The sequence below is a fragment of the Amycolatopsis sp. CA-211722 genome, assembly GCF_056828465.1.
The window spans coordinates 8,181,624-8,202,318 of the sequence record NZ_CP184752.1 but is presented as its reverse complement, the minus strand read 5'-3'; the positions used below and the strand labels follow the sequence as shown (position 1 = coordinate 8,202,318).

19 protein-coding genes are annotated in these 20,695 nt (G+C 68.1%); 11 read left to right on the top strand and 8 right to left on the bottom strand.

Going from position 1 to position 20,695, the window contains the following annotated elements; translation table 11 throughout:
• Nucleotides 1–93 precede the first annotated feature (93 nt).
• The 9 genes from ACOCEP_RS37465 to ACOCEP_RS37425 all read left to right on the top strand — a co-directional run bounded on the left by ACOCEP_RS37465 (nt 94) and on the right by ACOCEP_RS37425 (nt 12,427).
• Complete coding sequence (locus ACOCEP_RS37465; protein ID WP_482334467.1) at nt 94–984, top strand: 1-phosphofructokinase family hexose kinase; 891 nt, start codon at nt 94–96, stop codon at nt 982–984.
• A gap of 9 nt (nt 985–993) precedes the next feature.
• A complete protein-coding gene (locus tag ACOCEP_RS37460) occupies nt 994–1,875 on the top strand; it encodes a class II fructose-bisphosphate aldolase (protein WP_482334465.1) in 882 nt (293 codons plus the stop codon).
• A gap of 81 nt (nt 1,876–1,956) precedes the next feature.
• Nucleotides 1,957–3,357 (top strand): ABC transporter substrate-binding protein, encoded by a 1,401-nt coding sequence (locus ACOCEP_RS37455; protein ID WP_482334464.1) that lies wholly within the window; start codon nt 1,957–1,959, stop codon nt 3,355–3,357.
• Nucleotides 3,357–4,298 (top strand): carbohydrate ABC transporter permease, encoded by a 942-nt coding sequence (locus ACOCEP_RS37450; RefSeq protein WP_482334462.1) that lies wholly within the window; start codon nt 3,357–3,359, stop codon nt 4,296–4,298. The genes ACOCEP_RS37455 and ACOCEP_RS37450 overlap by 1 nt, the downstream gene beginning before the upstream one ends.
• 10 nt (nt 4,299–4,308) lie before the next feature.
• Nucleotides 4,309–5,238 (top strand): carbohydrate ABC transporter permease, encoded by a 930-nt coding sequence (locus ACOCEP_RS37445; protein WP_482334460.1) that lies wholly within the window; start codon nt 4,309–4,311, stop codon nt 5,236–5,238.
• 6 nt (nt 5,239–5,244) lie between these two features.
• Entirely contained in the window at nt 5,245–6,312 is a 1,068-nt protein-coding gene (locus tag ACOCEP_RS37440; RefSeq protein ID WP_482334458.1) for an ABC transporter ATP-binding protein, read from the top strand.
• Nucleotides 6,309–8,165 carry a DUF5107 domain-containing protein gene (locus ACOCEP_RS37435; protein WP_482334456.1) on the top strand — a complete coding sequence of 619 codons (1,857 nt, stop codon included), beginning with the start codon at nt 6,309–6,311 and terminating at the stop codon, nt 8,163–8,165. The genes ACOCEP_RS37440 and ACOCEP_RS37435 overlap by 4 nt, the downstream gene beginning before the upstream one ends.
• Nucleotides 8,166–8,291: 126 nt before the next feature.
• Nucleotides 8,292–9,077: a DeoR/GlpR family DNA-binding transcription regulator gene (locus ACOCEP_RS37430; protein ID WP_034316006.1), complete on the top strand. Its 786-nt coding sequence runs from the start codon at nt 8,292–8,294 to the stop codon at nt 9,075–9,077.
• A gap of 254 nt (nt 9,078–9,331) precedes the next feature.
• Nucleotides 9,332–12,427 carry a TIM-barrel domain-containing protein gene (locus ACOCEP_RS37425; protein WP_482334454.1) on the top strand — a complete coding sequence of 1,032 codons (3,096 nt, stop codon included), beginning with the start codon at nt 9,332–9,334 and terminating at the stop codon, nt 12,425–12,427.
• Nucleotides 12,428–12,632: 205 nt separating this feature from the next.
• Here ACOCEP_RS37425 and ACOCEP_RS37420 read toward each other — a convergent pair whose 3' ends face one another.
• The gene (locus ACOCEP_RS37420; protein WP_482334452.1) at nt 12,633–13,274 is read right to left on the bottom strand and encodes an FMN-dependent NADH-azoreductase; all 642 of its coding nucleotides are present in this window, start codon (nt 13,272–13,274) and stop codon (nt 12,633–12,635) included.
• Nucleotides 13,275–13,357: 83 nt separating this feature from the next.
• On the opposite strand from ACOCEP_RS37420, the gene ACOCEP_RS37415 reads away from it, so the two are divergent.
• On the top strand, nt 13,358–13,837 hold the full coding sequence (locus tag ACOCEP_RS37415; RefSeq protein WP_482334450.1) for a MarR family winged helix-turn-helix transcriptional regulator: 480 nt from the start codon (nt 13,358–13,360) through the stop codon (nt 13,835–13,837).
• Here ACOCEP_RS37415 and ACOCEP_RS37410 read toward each other — a convergent pair.
• Both ACOCEP_RS37410 and ACOCEP_RS37405 read right to left on the bottom strand, forming a co-directional pair.
• Nucleotides 13,834–14,130 (bottom strand): DUF6506 family protein, encoded by a 297-nt coding sequence (locus ACOCEP_RS37410; RefSeq protein ID WP_482334449.1) that lies wholly within the window; start codon nt 14,128–14,130, stop codon nt 13,834–13,836. The two genes, ACOCEP_RS37415 and ACOCEP_RS37410, sit on opposite strands and share 4 nt — an antisense overlap.
• 140 nt (nt 14,131–14,270) lie before the next feature.
• On the bottom strand, nt 14,271–15,059 hold the full coding sequence (locus tag ACOCEP_RS37405; protein WP_482334447.1) for a LysR family transcriptional regulator: 789 nt from the start codon (nt 15,057–15,059) through the stop codon (nt 14,271–14,273).
• A 97-nt stretch (nt 15,060–15,156) separates the two neighbouring features.
• On the opposite strand from ACOCEP_RS37405, the gene ACOCEP_RS37400 reads away from it, so the two are divergent.
• Complete coding sequence (locus tag ACOCEP_RS37400) at nt 15,157–15,690, top strand: hypothetical protein (RefSeq protein WP_482334446.1); 534 nt, start codon at nt 15,157–15,159, stop codon at nt 15,688–15,690.
• Nucleotides 15,691–15,735: 45 nt separating this feature from the next.
• Here the strand turns inward: ACOCEP_RS37400 and ACOCEP_RS37395 are convergent, their stop codons facing one another.
• The 5 genes from ACOCEP_RS37395 to ACOCEP_RS37375 all read right to left on the bottom strand — a co-directional run bounded on the left by ACOCEP_RS37395 (nt 15,736) and on the right by ACOCEP_RS37375 (nt 20,585).
• Nucleotides 15,736–16,449, bottom strand: coding sequence for an ABC transporter ATP-binding protein (locus ACOCEP_RS37395; RefSeq protein ID WP_482334444.1), 714 nt, complete (start codon nt 16,447–16,449; stop codon nt 15,736–15,738).
• The gene (locus ACOCEP_RS37390; RefSeq protein WP_482334443.1) at nt 16,439–17,212 is read right to left on the bottom strand and encodes an ABC transporter ATP-binding protein; all 774 of its coding nucleotides are present in this window, start codon (nt 17,210–17,212) and stop codon (nt 16,439–16,441) included. Before ACOCEP_RS37390 ends, ACOCEP_RS37395 begins: the two co-directional genes overlap by 11 nt.
• A complete protein-coding gene (locus tag ACOCEP_RS37385; protein WP_072026398.1) occupies nt 17,209–18,348 on the bottom strand; it encodes a branched-chain amino acid ABC transporter permease in 1,140 nt (379 codons plus the stop codon). Before ACOCEP_RS37385 ends, ACOCEP_RS37390 begins: the two co-directional genes overlap by 4 nt.
• On the bottom strand, nt 18,345–19,316 hold the full coding sequence (locus tag ACOCEP_RS37380) for a branched-chain amino acid ABC transporter permease (RefSeq protein ID WP_016335494.1): 972 nt from the start codon (nt 19,314–19,316) through the stop codon (nt 18,345–18,347). Before ACOCEP_RS37380 ends, ACOCEP_RS37385 begins: the two co-directional genes overlap by 4 nt.
• A gap of 114 nt (nt 19,317–19,430) precedes the next feature.
• Nucleotides 19,431–20,585 (bottom strand): branched-chain amino acid ABC transporter substrate-binding protein, encoded by a 1,155-nt coding sequence (locus tag ACOCEP_RS37375; protein WP_016335493.1) that lies wholly within the window; start codon nt 20,583–20,585, stop codon nt 19,431–19,433.
• Nucleotides 20,586–20,695 lie beyond the last annotated feature (110 nt).

The following is a 20,695-nucleotide window of genomic DNA, read 5'->3' as shown; positions in this document are numbered from 1 at the left end:
CGGCGGAGCCGTGAGGTATTCGGAAAGTGACCGAGGGAAGACCAAGCAGCGTCGGCCGCGGTCGCGGGTCCACCATCAGACAGTGAGGCAGCCGTGATCGTCACCGTCACGCCGAACACCGCGCTGGACGTCACGTACACAGTGGACGGTCTGTGGCCCGGTGCCGTGCACCGCGCGCGGACCGTACGGCACCGGGCGGGCGGCAAGGGCGTCAACGTCGCCCGCGTGCTGCACACGATCGGCGCCGACGTCCGCGCGATCGTCACGGCCGGCGGCCCGACGGGAACGGCCGTCGTGGGTGATCTCGCGGCGGCGGGCATCCCGGCGGGCGTCGTTCCGATCCGCGGCGAAACCCGGCGCACCACCACGGTGCTCGCGGACGACGGATCCGTCACGTTGCTCAACGAGCCCGGGCCACGGCTCACCGGGGACGAATGGCAAGCGCTTGCGGCGGCCGTCCGGGCCCGGAAGCCGGACGTGCTCGTCTGTTCGGGCAGCCTCCCGCCGGGAGCGGGGGGATACGCCGGGCTCCTCGGCGACACACCGTCCATCTTGGACACTTCCGGTGAGGCGCTGCTCGCCGGCCTCGCCGGGAAGCCGTCCGTGGTCAAACCGAACGCCGACGAACTGCGCGAGGTCACCGGACTGCGGGATCCGGTGGCCGCCGCCGCCGAACTCCGCAACGCCGGGGCGGGCGCCGTCGTGGTCTCGCTCGGTCCCGACGGGCTGCTGGCGGTGACCGGCTCCGGCGTCTGGCACGCGGAACCGTCCACTGTGCTCCGTGGCAACACCACCGGCGCGGGCGACGCCGTCGTCGCGGCGCTGGCGCTGGGGCTCAGCCGCGTCGAACCGTGGCCGGACATCCTGCGCCGGGCCGTCGCGCTGTCCGGGGCGGCCGTGCTGGGCCCGCTCGCCGGCGACGTCGACCTCGCGCACTACCGAACCGAACAGGGGCTGGTCGCCGTGCGCGCCCACCCGGACTAGGAGAACGTCATGCCTCTGGTGGGAACCGGGGAGATCGTCGGCGCCGCCGCGGCGGCCCGGCACGGCTGCGGCGCGTTCAACGCGATCCAGCTCGAACACCTCACCGCGATCGTCGACGGCGCCGCCGCGGCGCGGGCGCCGGTGATCCTGCAACTGAGCCAGAACGCCGTGAAGTACCACGGCTCGCTGGCGCCGGTCGGCGCGGCGGCCCTCGCGGCGGCCAGAGGGGCCGCCACGCCGGTCGCGGTGCATCTCGACCACGCGGAATCGGCCGATCTGGTCCGCGAGGCGGTCGCGCTAGGCTTCGGCTCCGTCATGTTCGACGCGTCCAAACTGGACTACGGCGACAACGTGCGCGCCACCCGGGAAGTCGCCGCGTACTGCCACGACCACGGGGTCTGGGTCGAGGCCGAACTCGGCGAGGTCGGGGGCAAGGACGGCGTCCACGCGCCCGGCGCCCGCACCGACCCGGACGAGGCGGCGGAGTTCGTCGCGTCCACCGGGGTCGACGCGCTCGCGGTGGCGGTGGGCAGTTCGCACGCCATGCTCACCCGTGACGCCGCGCTGGACTTCGAGCTGATCGCGCGGCTTCGGGAGCGGGTGCCGGTGCCGCTGGTGCTGCACGGTTCGTCCGGCGTGCCGGACGACGGGCTGGCCGAGGCCGTCCGGGCCGGGATGACGAAGATCAACATCGCCACCCAGCTCAACAAGGTGTTCACCGGGGCCGCGGTGGAGGATTGGCGCGCGCATCCGGAGCGTGTCGACCCCCGGAAGTATCTCGGTGCCGGGCGTGCGGCGGTCGCCGTCGAGGTGCGGCGGCTGCTCGATGTGCTCAAGCTTGATCATGTTGAACCGGTCAAGGTGACGATTGAGCAGACTTTGCGCGATTGACTGTTGACATGTGCGCGAAACCTCACAAAACTGCGCAACAACAAGCAGAACTTGTGTGATCTTCGATCCAGGTGGTGGCGGATGCGGGTAGGCAGGCTCACGACAGTCATGTCAGCGACGGCAGGGGCGGCGCTCCTGCTCGCGGGATGCGGCGGCGGGGACGTGGCCGGTGGCACCGGCGAGAACGCGCTTCCGGGCGTCGACCAGTTCCTCAACGCGCCCTGTCCGGAAGCGGGGGTGAAACCCGTGACGGACAAGGAGTTCACGTACTGGTCCATGTGGACGGCCGACGAGCCGCAGGGCAAGGTCCTCCAGAAGGCCTTCAAATGCTTCCAGGAGAAGACGGGCGTCAAGGTCGACGTGCAGTGGCTGGGCCGCAAGGCCTACACGCAGAACCTGGTGCCCGCGCTGAACACCGACGCCGTGCCCGATCTGTTCGACCAGGACGTCAGCAAGGTCGGCGCGGCCGTGATGACGCCGGGCGGCACGCAGAGCGTCGACGACGTGTTCGCGATGAAGGTCGGCGAGGGCGACAAGACCGTCAAGGACGTGCTTTCGCCCAGCTCGTACGACTTCCCGCAGAACAAGGACCGCGAGGGCCACAACTTCATGGTCCCGTACACGATCCAGTCGAGTGCCTGGTGGTTCAACAAGGACAGCGCCGGCGACATCCAGCAGCCGAAGACGATGGACGAGCTGATCGGCCTCTTCGACAAGGCGAAGGCCGACGGCAAGGCCGCCATCAGCCTCGACGGCGACATCCCGTTCTACAACATGTACTTCTACACCCAGCTCGCCGAGCGGTACGTCGGCGCGGGCGGGCTGTACAAGGCCGCGACCGACAAGACCGGTCAGGCGTGGAAGACCGAGCCCGGTTTCCTCAAGGCCGCCACCGAAACCGCGAAGCTGCCCAAGTACTTCATCGACGGCTGGGACGCGGCGAAGTTCCCGCAGGTTCAGCAGCGCTGGGCGGACGGCGACTCCCGGTTCCTCTACGTCGGCAGCTGGGCGCCGAGCGAGACCCGTGAGTACCTGGACAAGCAGGGCGCCGGGACGAAGATCAACTACGGCTCCTTCCAGTTCCCGATGCCCGAAGGCGCCACGCACGACACCGTCGAGCAGATGTCGATCGGCTTCTCGGTGACCAAGAAGGCCAAGCACGCCGAGGCGGCCAAGGCGTTCATCGCCTACTTCCTCAACAAGGACCTGCTCGCCGGGATCCCGATCGTGGCCGACAACCTCGTGCCGCGTGCCGACCTCGCCGTGCCGGACGACCTCAAGCAGGTCAAGGCCGCGCTGGACGACCCGAAGAAGGAACACGTCCTGCAGTACGACGGGATCGACGGCATCGCCGGCGGCAAATGGCAGACCGACGTCTTCGACCCCGCCGACATCGCCTTGCTGAAGGGCCAGATCACCCCGCAGCAGTTCGTGGACCAGCTCGCCACCAAGGGCGCCGAGTTCTGGAAGAACCAGGGCTGATGGCCTCGGTCACGACGCCGCCGGTGCGGGCCGTGAAGGCCGGGGCGCACCTGAGTCGCAAGAAACGGCTGTTCTGGCCGTTCGCCGCGCCGGCGCTGGTGCTGTACCTGGCCTTCCTGGTCCTGCCGACGATCGCGACCGTCGTGCTGAGCTTCACCAGCTGGGCCGGGGCGGGGGACACGCCGGAACCCAACGGCGTCACCAACTACACGCAGATGTGGGCGAGCGACTCGTTCCAGTACGCCTTCCGCAACACGCTGATCTACGTGTTCCTCGGCGGGATCGGCACGTTCGCGCTGGCGTTCCTGTTCACCATGGTGTTGCGGGACATGAAGGGCGGCAAGATCGTCCGCGCGATCCTGTTCTTCCCGAACATCGTCGCGCCGGTGGCGCTCGGCATGTTCCTCGGCTTCGTCTTCAAGTACCAGCCGGGGAAACAGGGGCTGGCGAACTACGTGCTGGAAAGCCTCGGCGCGGACGCGGCCAAGTTCCTCGCACCGTCCAATGTGACCGGTGTGGTGACGGCTTCGCTGATCTGGGCCAGCTCGGGGTTCTACATCACCATCCTGATGGCCGCGGTCGACCGCATCCCGCCGTATCTCTACGAAGACGCGGAGCTGGGCGGGGCCTCGCCGTGGCAGAAGTTCAAGAACATCACGCTGCCGATGACCTGGGACGTCGTCGGCGTCGCGGGGGTGCTGTGGACGATCAACGCGCTCAAGATCTTCGAGCTGGTGTTCGTGCTGGCCGGCCCGGGCACCTACGCCCCGCCCAACGAGGCGTGGACGCTGGGGATCTACGTGTTCGACCGGACCTTCGGCTCGAACGGCACCCCGGACTTCGGCGCCGCTTGCGCCTGCGCGGTGGCGATGATCGCGCTGGTGTCCGTGCTCGTCGTCCTGCTCCGCCGGTTGATGCGCCGTGACGCGATCCAGTTCTGAGGGAGATCCCATGTCCGTCACCGACGTCGAGGCGCCCGCGCGGCGAGCGGCGAAACCGGTGCGCAAACCGCCACGCAAACCGCGTCCGGCGCCCGGCTCCAAACGGTTCAGCCCGTTGCGGGTGCTGGGTTCCACGATCGTGTGGCTGTTCACCGCAGGCAACATCCTGGTGCTGTACTGGCTGCTCACGGCGTCGTTCAAGACACCGGTGGAGATCTTCACCAAGCCGCTCGACCTGCCGTACCAGTGGTTCAAGGTCGGCAAGCCGTTCCGGAACTTCATCTACGCCTGGAACAACGCCGGTTTCGGCGAGGCCGTGCTGACCACCGTGATCCTGGTCGGGCTGGCGACGGTCGTCACGGTCGCCGTCTCGGCGCCCTGTGCGTACGCCCTGACCAGGCTCGGCGTCCGCGGTGCCGGGCCGATGACGAACGTCGTCGCGATCGGCATGGGCGTGCCGTTCCAGACCGTGATCATCCCGCTGTTCGTGGTGCTCAGCAAGGTGCACCTGGACAACGAATACGGCCTGTTCGTGCTGTACGTGGCGCTGTCGATCCCGTTCACGGTGTTCCTGATGACCGGGTTCTTCCGGTCGCTGCCGGACGAACTGGAGGAGGCGGCCGCGCTGGACGGCGCGTCGCCGACGCGCACGTTCTTCTCGGTCATGCTGCCGCTCACCCGGGGCGGCATGATCACCGCGCTGACGCTGAACGCCATCGGGCTGTGGAACGAGACGCTGCTGGCGATCGTGTTCCTCAAGGACCAGGCGCATTTCACGCTGTCGCGCGCGCTCTTCACCTTCTACGGGGCGGCGAGCTACCAGTCGGAGTACGGCGGCTTGATCGCCGGTGTGGCGATCGTCGTGCTCCCGATGCTCGTGCTCTACCTCGTGCTCGCCCGCCGGATCATCACCGGCCTGACTCTCGGCGCCGGAAAGTAGGACCTGATGGCCACCGTGACCTTCTTCGACACCACCCGGTTCTACGCGGGAGTGGACCGTCCCGCGGTCGACGGCCTCGACCTCGAGGTCGCCGACGGCGAGTTCCTGGTGCTGGTCGGCCCGTCCGGCTGCGGGAAGTCGACCACGCTGCGGATGCTCGCCGGGCTGGAAGGCGTCGACGACGGCTCCATCCACATCGGCGACCGCGACGTCACCGAACTGCCGCCGAAGGACCGGGACATCGCGATGGTGTTCCAGAACTACGCGCTCTACCCGCATATGACGGTGGGGGAGAACATCGGCTTCCACCTGAAGCTGGCGAAGATGCCCAAGGCCGAACGCGACCGCAAGGTGCGCGAGGCCGCGGCCGTGCTCGACCTGACCGAGTACCTGGACCGCAAACCCGCGAAGCTGTCCGGTGGTCAGCGGCAGCGCGTCGCGATGGGGCGGGCGATCGTGCGCGAGCCCAGCGTGTTCCTGATGGACGAGCCACTGTCCAACTTGGACGCCAAGCTCCGGGTGCAGACACGCACCCAGATCGCGTCACTGCAGCGGCGGCTGGGCATCACCACGCTCTATGTCACGCACGACCAGGTCGAGGCGATGACCATGGGAGACCGGGTCGCCGTGCTGAAGGACGGGATCCTTCAGCAGTGCGACACGCCGGTCGGGCTGTTCGCCAAGCCGGTCAACGTGTTCGTCGCCGGGTTCATCGGCTCGCCCGCGATGAACCTGCTGGAGACCACTGTGGACAGTGATGGCGCCGTCGCCGGTGGGACGCGGCTTCCGCTGACCCCGGCGCAACGTTCGGCGCTGACCGGGCCCGGTATCGTCGTCGGCGTCCGGCCCGAAGGCTGGACGATCGGTGACGGCGGTTTCGAGGCCGTCGTCGAGGTCGTCGAGGAACTGGGGAGCGACCAGTACCTTTACTGCCGGGACGGCGACCGCGTGCTGACCGTCCGTACTCCGGGAATGGCCCCGTGGCAGCGCGGCGAGCCGATCACCCTGACGCCGCAACCGGGTGCGGTGCACCTGTTCGACGCCGCCACCGGCGATCGGCTCCCGGACGCATGACCAGCCTGTACCGCACCGGGCTGGTGCTCCCGGCCGCCGAGCTGGGGCCGGAGAACCCGTTGCCCCCGCTCCGGAAACCGGAGGCCGTGGCCAAGGTGTCCAATGTGGACGAGCTGCCGCCGGATCTGGCGGAGAACATCGGCTACGGCCGCCTGGACACCCCGCTGCCGTGCTCGCTGCAAGACGGCTATACCCGGGAGCGCACGGAACGCGAGATTCCAGCGTTGGTGCTGGAGAACGACAAGCTCCGCGCCACCGTGCTGCCGTCGTTGGGCGGACGGCTGTACTCACTGGTCCACAAGCCGTCCGGACGCGAGCTGCTCTATCGCAACCCGGTGTTCCAGCCGGCGAACCTCGCCCTTCGGGACGCGTGGTTCGCCGGTGGTGTCGAATGGAACCTCGGCAGCACCGGGCACACGACGTTGACCTGCGAGCCGATGTTCGCCGCGGAGATCGAGGGACCGGACGGCACGCCGGTCCTGCGCCTGTGGGAGTGGGAACGCACCCGCGACCTGCCGTACCAGGTCGATTTCTGGCTGCCGGAAGGGTCGGAGCAGCTGCTCGTGGCGGTGCGGGTGCGCAACCCGCATCCCTACGACGTCCCGGTGTACTGGTGGTCGAACATCGCTGTGCCGCGGAACGAGGGCACCAGGGTGCTGGCGCCCGCGACGCAGGCCTGGCACTACGGCTATTCGGGACGGCTCGACCTGGTCGACGTTCCCGGCGAGCTGACGTATCCGGCTCGGGCGGAGGCCGCGGCGGACTACTTCTTCGAGGTGACCGGACGACCGTGGGTCGCGGCCGTCGAAGCCGACGGAACCGGGCTCGCTCAGCTGTCCACCAGCCGGTTGCGCGGCCGGAAGCTGTTCCTGTGGGGCGAATCCACCGGCGGACGTCGCTGGCAGGATTGGCTGGCACCGGACGCCGGTGGCTATCTGGAGATCCAGGCCGGGCTGGCCCGCACCCAGCTGGAGCATCTTCGGTTGCCACCGGGGGAGAGCTGGGACTGGCTGGAGGCCTATGGGCCGGTCACCGCGGATCCCGCCGCGGTGCACGGTGACGACTGGACGGCGGCTCGCGAAGCCGTGGCCGCCGGTCTGCCGTCGGCGGAGACCATGGACGAGCTCCACGACGCTTGGCGGAAGATCGCCGACGTCACTCCGGAATCGTTTCTGGCCACCGGTTCCGGCTGGGGCGCGCTGGAGAACCGGCGCGCGCCCATGTGTCTTCCCGGCACACCGTTCCCGGACGAATCGCTGGGGCCGGACCAGGAGCCGTGGCTCGCGTTGCTCGACGGGACGCCGCCCGACGGCGATCCGCTCGCCGTTCCGCCGGCCACGCTGGTGAACCGGTACTGGGCGGATCTCATGGAGTACGCCCCGAGGAACTGGCTGACCTGGTATCACCGCGGCGTCGCGCACTGGGCGGCCGGACGGCATTCGGACGCGGTCGGGGCGTGGCGCGAGTCGGTCTCGGCGGCCGAGAATCCTTGGGCGCTCCGGAATCTCGCGGTCGCCACCGCCGGGCACGAGGCGGCCTGGCTGTACCGGCGGGCGGTCGCCCTGGCGCCGTCACTGCGTCCTTTGGTCGTCGAGGCCATCGCGGCTCAACTCGCCGCGGGGCTCCCGGACGAAGCGAGTGTGCTGCTGGACGGGCTGCCCGTGGAAGGGCGGATCGCCCTCCTGACCGCTCGGACCCGGCTCGCCCTCGGCGACCCCGCCGGGGCCAAGGCCGTGTACGACAGCGGTTTCGAGGTCGCGAACATCAGGGAAGGGGAAACGTCTTTGTCCGACACCTGGGCGGCGGTTTCCGAAGAACCGCTGCCGGAACAGCACGACTTCCGGATGAAGTGACCGGCTGGGCCACTCGACCGGCGTGCCGCTCGCGGCGGACAACCGCGATGCAGCATACTGCTCGAAACAGTGGCCAACAGCGCACCGGTATGCGCGATAGGCCGCAGCGAGCTAGGAGTGGCGCCGATGGCCCGGCACGAACGGCTGAGCACCCTGCTGGACCTGCTGGGGCAGCGGGAGAAGATCGACGTCGAGGACGTGGCCGAGGAGCTGAACGTCTCCGCGGCCACGATCCGGCGCGACCTCGATCACCTGGCGGAGCAACAGTTGCTCACCCGCACCCGCGGTGGCGCGGTGGCCAACGACCTCGCCTACGACCTGCCGCTGCGGTACAAGACCGCGCGGCACGTGCCCGAGAAGCAGCGGATCAGCGTCGCCGCGGCGGCGCTCGTCGCGCAGGGCATGGTGGTCGGCCTCAACGGCGGGACGACGACGGCCGGTGTCGCGCGATCGCTGGCCACGCGGTCCGATCTCGCCGGTCTCCGTGATTCGCCAGGGCTCACGGTGGTCACCAACGCGCTGAACATCGCGCACGAACTCGCGGTCCGGCCACATGTGAAGATCGTGGTCACCGGTGGTGTCGCGCGTCCGCAGTCGTTCGAGCTCAGCGGCCCGCTGGCCACCCGTGTCCTCAGTGAACTGACGATCGACCTGCTGTTCCTCGGTGTCGACGCGTTCGACGCGGACGCGGGCGCCTTCGCGCACCACGAGGGCGAGGCGAGTATCAACCGGCTGATGGTCGAGCGGGCCGAGCGCGTGGTCGCCGTCGCCGACGGTTCGAAGCTGGGCCGACGGGCGTTCGCGCGGATCTGCGCGACTCCGCAGGTGCATGCTCTGGTCACCGATTCGAACGCCGACCCGAAGGTGCTGCGGGCGTTCGAGGCCGCCGGGGTCGAGGTCCAAGCGGTCTGACCTCTCCGGTCCCGAGTGTCATGAAAGGGTCGTTCAGGACGAAAGATGTCCTGAACGACCCTTTCATGACATCCGGGGCACGCACACCCGTTGCCCCATAAGGATCTTCGCGCGACCCGACGAAAGTCGGCAGCACCGCTTCGGCGGATGACTTTGCGCGAACCGTGCGCTATACAGAGACCATCTTGCGTATTCATGCGCGAAAGGTGTCTCGAATGAGCAGAGTTGCGCAATCCCTGGGTTGTTTGGCCGCAGTGGCCTTACTTGGGCTTTCCCCGGTCGCCGCCCACGCCGACCCGGCCGCGGCGGCGTCCGGGAAGCTGGGCGATTTGACTGGGATCTCGACCGAGGGCCCCACGGTCACACTGAAATCGGGAAGCGCCGCGGTCCGCGTGAGCTTCCCGGCCGAAGGCGCCGTCCGGGTCTGGCTGGCGCCGGACGGCACGTTCACCGATCCGGCCGGGAGCAAGATCGTGCTACCGCGTACGGGCGACCCGGTCACCCCGAAGAGGACGGACAAGGGGGACTACTGGGCGGTTTCCACGGGCAAGGCGACGCTGCGGGCGTACAAGCACCCGCTACGGCTCGCGTTGTACGACGGCGCGGACCGCAAGCGGCTCTGGGAGGAGTCCGCGCCGCTGTCCTGGACCGACAAGCAGACCACACAGACCCTCGCCCGGACGGCGACCGAGCAGTTCGTGGGCGGCGGCGAGCAGAACGGCCGCTTCAGCCACCGCGGCCAGACGATCCGGATCTTCGCGGACTACAACTGGAACGACGGCGGAGCCCCGAACTCGCAGCCGTTCTACGCCTCCACCGTGGGGTACGGCGTGCTGCGCAACACTTTCGCGCAGGGCACCTACGCCTTCACCGAGCCGGTGCGCACCACGCACGACGAGCGCCGCTTCGACGCGACCTACGTCGTCGGCGACGGGCTCAAGGATGTCATCACCGGTTACACCGATCTGGTCGGGAAGCCTTTCCTGCCACCGCTCTACGGTCTCGAACACGGTGACGCCGACTGCTACCTGCACAACGCCAACCGCGGTGAGCGCCACACACTGGACGCGGTGAAGGTCGCGGAGGGCTACACCGAGCACGGGATGCCCAACGGCTGGATGCTCGTGAACGACGGCTACGGCTGCGGGTACGAAAACCTCCAGCAGACCGGCGAAGGCCTCCGCAAGAACAACATGCAGCTCGGGCTGTGGACCGAGAACGGCGTGCCGAACCAGGTCGAAGAGGTCAAGGCCGGGGTCCGGGTCCGCAAACTCGACGTCGCGTGGGTCGGTCCGGGGTACGAGTTCGCGTTGGACGCCTGCGACACCGCCTACAAGGGCATCGAGGACAACAGCGACGCGCGCGGTTTCGTCTGGACACCGGTCAGCTGGGCGGGCGCGCAGCGCTGCGGCGTGCTGTGGAGCGGCGACCAGGCCGGTTCCTACGACTACATCAAGTGGCAGATCCCGACCTACGCCGGCGCCACGACGTCCGGCATGGCGTACAACACCGGCGACATCGACGGCATCTTCGGCGGCAGCCCGCAGACCTACGTCCGCGATCTGCAGTGGAAGGCGTTCCTGCCGGTCTCCATGACGATGGACGGCTGGGCCGCGTCGGACAAGCAGCCGTGGCGGTACGGCGAGCCGTACACCTCGATCAACCGCAAGTACCTGCTGCTCAAGGAGCGGTTGCTGCCCTACACCTACAGTCATTCGGTGGAGGCGCACAAGACCGGCGTCGGCCAGGTCCGCCCGCTGGCGCTCGAATACCCGGACGACCCGAACGTCTGGGGCGAGAAGGCGAAGTACGAGTTCCTGTCCGGCAAGGACTTCCTGGTCGCGCCGGTGTACGAGAACTCCACCGTCCGCAACGGCATCTACCTGCCTAAGGGCACCTGGGTCGACTACTGGAGCGGCAAGACCTACACCGGTCCGACCACTGTGGACGGTTACGACGCGCCGCTCGACACGCTGCCGTTGTTCGTCCGTGCGGGGGCCGTGGTGCCGATGTGGGCCGAGGGCACGAAATCGTGGCAGACGCGGGACAAGGGCGTGCTCGATCTCGATGTCTACCCGCAGGGCAAGGGTTCGTTCACGCTCACCGAGGACGACGGCGTCACGCGTGCCTACAAGAACGGCGATCAGGCGAAGCAGACGTTCACCGTGGACGCGCCGACATCCGGGCTCGGCACGGTGACGGTCGGGATCGGCGCCAGTTCCGGTTCCTACGCCGGGAAACCCGCGTCGCGGAACTACCAGCTGACCGTCCACACGGGAAGCAAGCCCGCGACGGTGCTGGCCGGGAACTCCGTCCTGCGGCAGTACGGCAGCAAGGCCGAACTGGACGCGGCGCCGTCGGGCTGGTGGTTCGATCCGGCCACCGGCGGGGTCGCGCGGGTCAAGACCGGCAAGATCGGCGCCGGTGACCGCCAGGACGTCCGGCTGTTCGGCACGAGCGCCGTCGGCGGGATCTTCCCCGAAGACCGCAACGGTTCGGTCGCTCTCTCCGTGCCGGCCGTCGCCGGTCCGGGCCAGACCGCGACGGGCACGCTGAGCTTCACCAACGGCACGCCACTGCCCGTCCGGGACGTCTCGTTCTCCCTGTCCGCCAACGGCTTCCGCGTCGAGGTGCCCGCAGGCCCGCGGTTGGTGATGCCCGGCAAGACCGTCCACGTCCCGGTGCAGGTGACGCCGGAGGCGGGCATCAAGCCGGACGACTACCAGCTCGCCGGGTCGGCGTCGTACAAGGCGCGGCTCGGGGAGAACCGGGTCACCGACTCGGTGACGGTCACCGTGCCGCATGCTTCGCTGGCCGCGGCCTACGGAAACGTCGGCGTCACCGACGCGGCCCACGTCGCGGCCGGTGATCTCGACGGCGGTGGAAGCAGCTTCCGGGCGGAAGGCCTCGCCGAAGCGGGTCTCAAGCCGGGGGCGGGCTTCTCCGCGCTCGGTGCGCAGCTGACGTGGCCGCAGACCGGTTCGGGACAGAAGGACAACGTCCTCGCGGCCGGCCAGACGATCGCGGTGCGGGGCACCGGGGCGAAGCTCGTGCTGGCCGGAACCGGTACCGGCACGGCGAAGGGCACGGTCGTCGTCCGCTACGCCGACGGCAGTACCAGCCAGGCCGAACTCGGCTTCCCCAACTGGTGCTGCGCCGACCCCGCTCAGTACGGCGCGACGACGGTGGCGACGGTGTTGGGCAAGAACACCCGCACGGGAGCGGCGTATCCGACCACGCCTTACCGGGTGTTCGCGAACTCCGTCCCGCTGACCGCGGGGAAGGAGGTCGTCGCGGTGACCTTGCCGTCGAACAGCGCGATGCACGTCTTCGCGGCGGGCATCGGCTGAGCCCTCGTGAGTGGTGAGGACGGTTAGGGCCAGGGTGTCTTAGGTGGCCGGGTTGCGAAAGCCACTTTCGCAACGTTGAAGGTTGCGAAAGTGGCTTTCGCAACACACCTCCAGCACCTTCACCGACCGAGCCTGAGACCGGCGGCAGCCGGAAGCCGGTTCTAGCCAAGACACCTTGGCTAGAACCGTCCTTGCCACTCACGAGTCAGGCGGCCACGGGAGTCCACAAGGCGTCGATGGCGCGTTCCGCCTCGGCCTGGCTCTCGTCGGCCAGCGGGATGAGGTCCGCCATCGCCGGGTTGGTCTTCGCCATGGTCAGCTCGGCGGTGACGAACCGCGGCTCGAGGCCGGTCAGCGAGAGGCCGTGGGGGATCCAGGACTGCGCGTGATCCCAGCCCTCGCGTGGCGTGCCCGCGCCGTATCCGCCGCCGCGTGCGGCGAGGACGATGAAATCGCGGCCGCCCAGGAGGCCTTCCCTGGTCTCCATGTCGATCGACAGGCCGGGCGCGATCAGGTGGTCGACCCAGGCCTTGACCGTGCTCGGCGGGCCGAAGTTGTACAGCGGCAGGCCCAGCAGGATCGTGTCGGCCGCCTTCACCTCGTCGACGAGCTCCTTGATGAGCCGCCAGGCCGCGGCCTGCTCCGGAGTGTGCTGCTCCGGCGGCGTCCCCTTGGCCGCGTTGGCCGCCGCGTCCAGATGTGGCAGCGGGTCGGCACCCAGGTCGCGATAGGTGACGGTGCCTTCCGGATGCGCCGCACGCCAGGCCGCGGCCGCCCGCGCGGTGAGGCGACGGCTGGTCGAGTGCTCGCCCGTGATGCTGGAGTCGATGTGCAGCAGGTTCGTCATACGTACCATCTTGCATAGATAGTTTGTGTAACGCAAACCATTGATGCTGTGGTGGTCATCATGTGGGAACGTACACTTGACGAGTGTCCGAGCTCCCGGTCGTGAACCAGCCCCCGCACCGTTGCGGAGCGCTGCTCGACCACGTCACCCGCCGCATCCGGCTGCGCAGCGAGTCCGTTCTGACCCCGCTCGGCTTGCGGCCGCGGCATCTCGTCGCGCTGACCGTGCTGCGCGACCTCGGCGGCTGTTCGCAGCAGGACCTCGCGAAGACGCTGGAGATGGACAGCACCAACGTCGTCGGGCTGCTGAACGACCTCGAGTCCGCGAACCTGATCGAACGCAGGCGATCACCGGCGGACCGGCGCCGCCACATCGTCGAACTCACCGACGTCGGCCTGAAGCAGCTCGTCAAGGCCGAGTTCGCCCTCGCCGCGGTCGAAGACGAGGTGCTCGGCGCGCTGGACAAGGATCAGCGCGAGACGCTGTACACCCTGCTGTACCAGGCGGCGGGCCACGCCGAGCCCGCCGCCTGCGTCGAATCCGCGCATATCGACGACTGCTAGACCCCGAACAGGTCGTGAAGCTGTTCCGTGGCTTCGGCGCCGTACATGACACTCCCGACCGGAACCTCACTTCCCACGGCCTCGATCACGCGTGCCGTCCAAACGGGACCGAACGCGCCGCACAGCTCGATCAGCTGCGCCCCTTCGTCGACCAGCCGCCGGGCAGCGGCGACGACCTGGTCCACCCGGCCGACCCCGATCAGCACCGTCAGGCATTCCCCACTGTCCACACGGGACACGTCCCGCGCCGGGTCGCAGCCGTCGGCCAAGTACACGAAACCCCACTGTCGCATGACGATTCTCCTTCGTTCTCGAACACCGTGAGGTAATCGCGAACCGAGGACGCCGTCCACGAGGCGGATCCGAACGGCCGTCCGTCGTCACCGAACAGGAGAGGTCGGGCGGGTGGCACGGGAATCCGTTGTGCGCGCTGTCATACCAGCGCCGCGATCCGCTCCGAGGATTCGTGCGCCGGATCCCAGACGAGCGCGTGCCGGACGACAGGCGCCTCCCGCAGCGGCAGCCGTCGCAGACCTTCGGCCGGTTCTTCCTCGGGGCGCAAGGCGACGACGTCGCCGCCGTACCGCAGTTCGGCGACGAACAGCGACCGCCGGGGCGGCCCGGAACGTACGCGCGCCGGCCGCCAGCCCGCCGCCGCGCAGTCCGCGAGCAGCGCGTCGTGATACCCCGGGGCCAGATCCCGTTCGTACAGAAGGAGGTCCAGCCCGGCCAAGTCCTCCCAGCCCGCGGAGTCCCGTCGGGCGAGCGGGTGGGTGTCCGCGACGAGCACACCCAGCGGTCGCTCGCTCACGACGGCCACCCGCAGCCCGTCCACGTCTTCCGGGAGGGCGAGCAGTCCGGCGTCGAGCGCGCCGCGGCGGAGGAGTTCGAGCTGCCGTGCCGCGGAGAGGTCGTCGATCTCCACCGCCTCCGAGTACAGGGCGGAAAGCACGGCCGTCGGCGCGCCCGGCGTCACGCCGACGCGGAGCGGCCTGCCCACGGTGTCGCGGACGGCCCGTGCGCCGAGGTCGGCCTCTTCCAGCATCCGCCGGGCGTGGGGGAGCAGCGCCAGGGCGGCGGCAGTGGGTGTCATCCCGGCCTGGGTGCGGACGAACAGTGCCGCGTCCAGCTCCCGTTCCAATGCGATGATCTGCTGGCTGAGCGACGACGCCCGGATGCCGAGGCGCTCCGCCGCGCGGGTCAGATGCCCCTCCTCCGCCACGGCACACAGATATCGAAGACGTCGTAACTCCACAGCCGCACAGTAGCCCCGGACCGGGCAGAATCGGTGTTCCACACCTGAGCGTGGAGGTGATCCGATGAGGAAGCGCCTGACCGTGGCGGCCTCGGTCCTGGCCCTGCTCGCCGGCTGCTCCACGGGGCAGGAACCGCCACCCGCCAAACCCGTCTACGACCTCCCCGCCCGGGAGGTCCGGCCGGACGAGACCGCGCTGCACCTGCCGCCCGCGCTCAACGGGGAGACCGAGTTCTCCCTCATCGGGCTGGCCGCCGGGCTGCCCAGCCTCACCGGCAGTCACACCGAGTTCGAGGCGAAGGGAGGGTTCGTCCGGCTCCGGCTGGTGGTCACGGGCAAGGGCGTGTCCGGCATCCTCTTCGACACCCGGCGCCAGCAGCTGATCACCGATTCCGGTGCGGTGATCGCGGTCGACAACCAGGCGATGACGATCAAACGGCAGCCGGACAAGTTCGAGCTGGGGCGCGGTGTACGGGTCGAGTTCGACCTCTACTTCGACCTGCCCAAGGAAGCGAAACCCGTGGTGCTGCGGGCTTTCGGCGGTCCGACGCTGACCGACATGAAGAACCTCACCGGAACCGACATCAAGCTGGCATGAGAAGGGCCCCGCCGCGAAACGCGACGGGGCCCTTCCCGAAAGGCGTCAGACGCCCAGATCGCCACCGAGGTAGGCGGCCCGCACCTGCGGGTCGTCCAGCAGCTCGGCACCGCGGGCGCTCTTGACCACTTCACCGGTCTCCAGCACGTACGCGCGGTCGGAGAGCTTCAACGCCTGCTGCGCGTTCTGCTCCACCAGCAGGACCGTGGTCCCGCGTTTGTTGATCTCGCGGATGATGTCGAAGATCTGCGCGATCAGCATCGGCGCCAGGCCCATGGACGGCTCGTCGAGCAGCAGCACCTTGGGCTTGGTCATCAGCGCGCGGCCGATGGCGATCATCTGCTGCTCGCCACCGGACATCGTGCCGCCGAACTGCGTCTTGCGCTCGTTCAGCCGCGGGAACAGCTCGTAGACCTCTTCGAGGTCGGCCTTCAGATCGTCCTTGCGGGTGTAGGCACCCATCAAGAGGTTCTCCTGCACCGTCATACCGGGGAACACACCCCGGCCTTCCGGTGACTGGCCGATCCCGAGTTCGACCCGTTTGTGCCCGGGGGTCTTCGAGATGTCCTTGCCGTCGAAGAGGATCCGGCCGCTGGTCAGCGGACGCAGGCCCGAAATCGTCTTCAGTGTCGTGGTCTTGCCGGCACCGTTGGCCCCGATGAGCGAAACGATCTCGCCCTCGTCGACGTCGATGCTCATTCCCTTGAGCGCGGCGATCTTCCCGTAGTGGACGTTGATGTCCTGAACCTCAAGAAGCATCTTCCGCCACCCCCAGGTAAGCCTCGATCACCTTCTGGTTGTTCTGCACCTCGTGGGGGAGCCCTTCTGCGATCTTCTGGCCGAAGTCGAGCACGGCCAGCCGGTCGGCGATCTGCATGACCAGGCCCATGTCGTGCTCGATGAGCAGCACGGTGCGGCCGTCGTCGCGGATCTTGCGGATCAGTTCCTGCAGCGAGTTCTTCTCCGCCGGGTTCATGCCGGCGGCCGGCTCGTCGAGCAGCAGCAGCTTCGGGTCGGTCGCGAGCGCACGCGCGATCTCCAGACGGCGCTGGTCGCCGTAGGAGAGGTTCTTCGCGGTGTTGTGCTCGACCCGGCCGATGCCGACGAAGTCCAGCAGATCCCTCGCCAGTTCGCGGCCCCGCTTCTCCTCCTTGCTGTGGATGGGCAGGCCCAGCGTCGCCGAGATCGCGCCGGTCTTGTGGTGCGAGTCCGCGCCGACCATGACGTTCTCGAGCGCCGACATGTTGTGGAACAGCCGGATGTTCTGGAACGTCCGGGCGATCCCGGCCTGGTTGACCTTGAACCGCTTCATTCCGTCGACCCGGGTGTCCCCGAAGCGCACCTGGCCCTCGGTCGGCCGGTAGACGCCGGTGATCACGTTGAAGACCGTGGTCTTCCCCGCGCCGTTCGGGCCGATCAGGGCGAAGATCTCACCCTGGTTGATGGTGAGGTCGACTTCCTTCAAGGCCGTGACACCGCCGAAGCGCATCGTCACGTTGTCGAATTCGAGCAACGCGCTCATTTCGTCACCTCCGCCGAAGCCTCGGAGTCCGGACCCGCGACTTCGGCGCCCAAGGCACCCATCCCGCCCGTTCCCTCATGTAGTTCCGCCTTGCGCTGCCGCGACGGCAGCAGACCCTCCGGCCGCAGCGCCATCATCAGCACCAGCACACCACCGAAGATCAGGATGCGGTACTCGGACAGGAACCGGAACCGCTCCGGAAGCCAGGCGACGAGGAACGCGCCGAGAATGACGCCGGGCAGGTTGCCCGCGCCCCCGAGCACCACGGCCGCGAGGATGGTCGCGGACAGGATGAACGGGAAGTTGTTCGGCTCGATGAAGACGGCCTTGCTGGCGTAGACCACACCGGCCATACCGCCGAGCATGGCGCCGATGGCGAAGGCCAGCAGCTTGAACTTGAACGTCGGGACACCCATCAGCTCGGCGGCGTCCTCGTCCTCGCGGATGGCCGCCCACGCCCGCCCGACCCGGCTCTTGTGCAGCCGCACCGAGAAGATGATCGCGATCACGATCGCCGCGAGGATCAGGTAGTAGTACGGCGCCGGGTCGAGCAGGAACTCGGTCCCGAACATGGGCTCCGGGTGCGGGATGTTGGTGATACCGCGGGCGCCGCCGATGGCGTCGGTGTTCGTCGCGGTGATCCGGACGATCTCACCGAAGCCGAGGGTCACGATGGCCAGATAGTCACCGCGCAACCGGAGCGTCGGAGCACCGAGGATCACCCCTGACATCGCCGCCAGGAAGATACCGAGCACGAGCGTGCCCCAGAATCCCCAGCCGTGCAGGGTGCCCATCACGGCGAGCGTGTACGCGCCGATCGCGAAGAACGCGACGAACCCGAGGTCCAGCATGCCCGCGTGGCCGACCACGATGTTCAGGCCGATCGCCAGCAGGATGTACACCCCGACCGGGAAGATCAGGACCGTGGTCCAGTCCGATTCCGGCGACATGAACGACCCGATCGCGGGCGCGGGCAGGATCAGCGCGCCGATGATCAGGGCGATGTACACGCCATAGCGTTGCCAATGCGGAGCGCGTGCCCACCAATCCCGCATACCGTCCACGGGGTGGAAGCCGGCGCGCGTCGGCTTTCCGTTCTCTGGGGACTTTTCAGCCACTTCTTCGTTGCCCTTCATGCGCGTGCCCGCTGCAGCGATTCACCGAGGATGCCGGTGGGACGGAACATCAGGACCAGCACCAGTACCACGAAGGCGGTGACGTCCTTCCAAGCCGAACCGAAGAAGATGGAACTCCAGTTCTCCACCAAACCGAGCACGATGCCACCCAGCAGGGCGCCGCGCAGGTTGCCGATACCTCCCAGCACGGCCGCGGTGAACGCCTTGATGCCGAGGAGGAACCCGATGCGGTAGTCGGTGTTCTCGTACTCCATCACGTACAGCGCGGCGGCGACACCGGCCATCGCGCCGCCGAGGAGGAAGGTGAGGCGCACGATCTTGTCGATGCTGACGCCCATCAGCACGGCGGCTTCGGGATCCTGCGCGGTGGCGCGGATACCTCGGCCGATGCGGGTGCGGCTGACCAGCTGGTCGAGGACGACCATCATGATCACGGCACCGACGACGACGAACACGTGGTCCGTGCGGACCACACCGTTGCCGATGCGGAACAGCTCCTCGTGCGGGATGAAACGCGGCGCGTTCTGTTGCACGCGGCCGGACTTGTCGGTGATCCATTCGATGATCTCGAGGCCGAACAGTTCCTGGAGGAACAGCGAGGCACCGATGGCGGAGATCAGGGCGGCGAGCCGGGTCGCGCCCTTCTTGCGGAGCGGCCGGTAGGCCACTTGCTCCAGAAGGACCGCCGCACCACCGGATACGGCGGCCGAAGCGATGATGATCAACAGCAGTACGGCGATCATCCCGAACACGCCTAGCGTGATCGGGGCGGTGCCGCCCGCGATGGTGATCAGGACGAACAGGGACGTGACCGTCCCGATCATGAAGATCTCGGAATGCGCGAAGTTGATGAGCCGGAGCACGCCGTAGACCATTGTGTAGCCGAGGGCGATGAGGGCGTAGATGCTTCCGGCGACCAGTCCGCCGATGGTGCTACCGAGGAACTGGGCTTGCAGGTCTTGAAGCATGACGTGGATGCCTTACGGGACGGGGCGAGGATTTCTTTCGCCACATTTGCGGGAAGCGGGGGTGCTGTGATCGCACAGCGCCCCCGCTTCCGTTAGGTGTTCCTATCTGCTCCGTCAGCCGTTGAGCTTGGCTTCGGTCGAGACGCCGAGGTTCTTCAGGACACCACCGGTGACCTGGTAGATGTTGATCGCTTCCGTCGACGGTTCGCCGTTCTCCTTGAACTTGATCTGCTTCGAGGCACCCTTGAAGTCGATCGTCTTGAGGGCCTCGTTGATCTTCTCCGAGGTGTTGGCGCCGGACTTGACCGCGTTGATGATGGCGGTCGCGGCGTCGTAACCCTCGCTCGAGTAGATCGCCGGGTCCACGTTGAACGCGGCCTTGTACTTGGTGCTGAACTCGTCGGTGGAGCCGGCGTCCGGGATGTTGCACGGGCAGCCGACGACGGCCTTCTCGGCGGCCGCGGCACCGGCACCGCTGATCAGCTGGGCGTCGAGCGAACCGTCACCGGTCGCGAAGGTGGCGGTCACCTGGCCGTCACGCAGCTGCTTGAGCAGACGGCCACCCTGGGCGTAGTAGCCACCGAAGAGGATGATGTCCGGGTTCGCGGCCTTGACCTTCTGCACGGTCGAGGAGTAGTCCGACGCGTCCTTGGCGAACTTGTCGCGCTCGGTCGGGACGTTCTTCTCCTTCAGGGTCTTCTCGAAGTTGTCGGCCAGGCCGACGCTGTATTCCTGGTCGTCCGAGATGATGTAGGCCTTCTTGGGCGACTTCGCCGTGACGAGGAAGTTGGCGATCGCCGGTCCCTGGCTGGCGTCGCTCGCGACGACGCGGTGCCAGTACTTCCATCCGTTGGAGGAGAGGCCCGCGTTGGTGGCCGAGGGCGAGACACTCGGGATCTTGTTCTGCTCCAGCTGACCGCCGATGGCCTTCGACTCACCGGAGAACGCCGGGCCGATCAGCGCGGTGATCTTGTCCTGGCCGACGGCCGTCGCGATCAGCGACGTCGCCTGCTCGGGCTTGCCCTGGCTGTCGTATTCCTTGAGCTCCAGCTTGATCGCCGGGTTCGTCTTGTTGTACTCGTCGATAGCGAGCTTGGCGCCGTTACGGGGCGGGATCACGATCCCGGAGTTCTCACCGGTGAGGTCACCCATGAACCCGATCTTCAGCGTGCTGCTGTCACCGCTGCCGGACGAGCTGCTGCCGCCTGCACAGCCCGCCAGCGCCAGCGACGCAGCCGCCGCGACGGCGAAAACCCGTCCAAAACGCACTCCTGACACCGACTACCTCCCATGACCAACCAGCCGCCGGTAGGCGTTGCCCCCGACACAGGGGCTAGGTTAGGGCAGGAAGATATCCCCCTCCGCCATGATCTGGACAG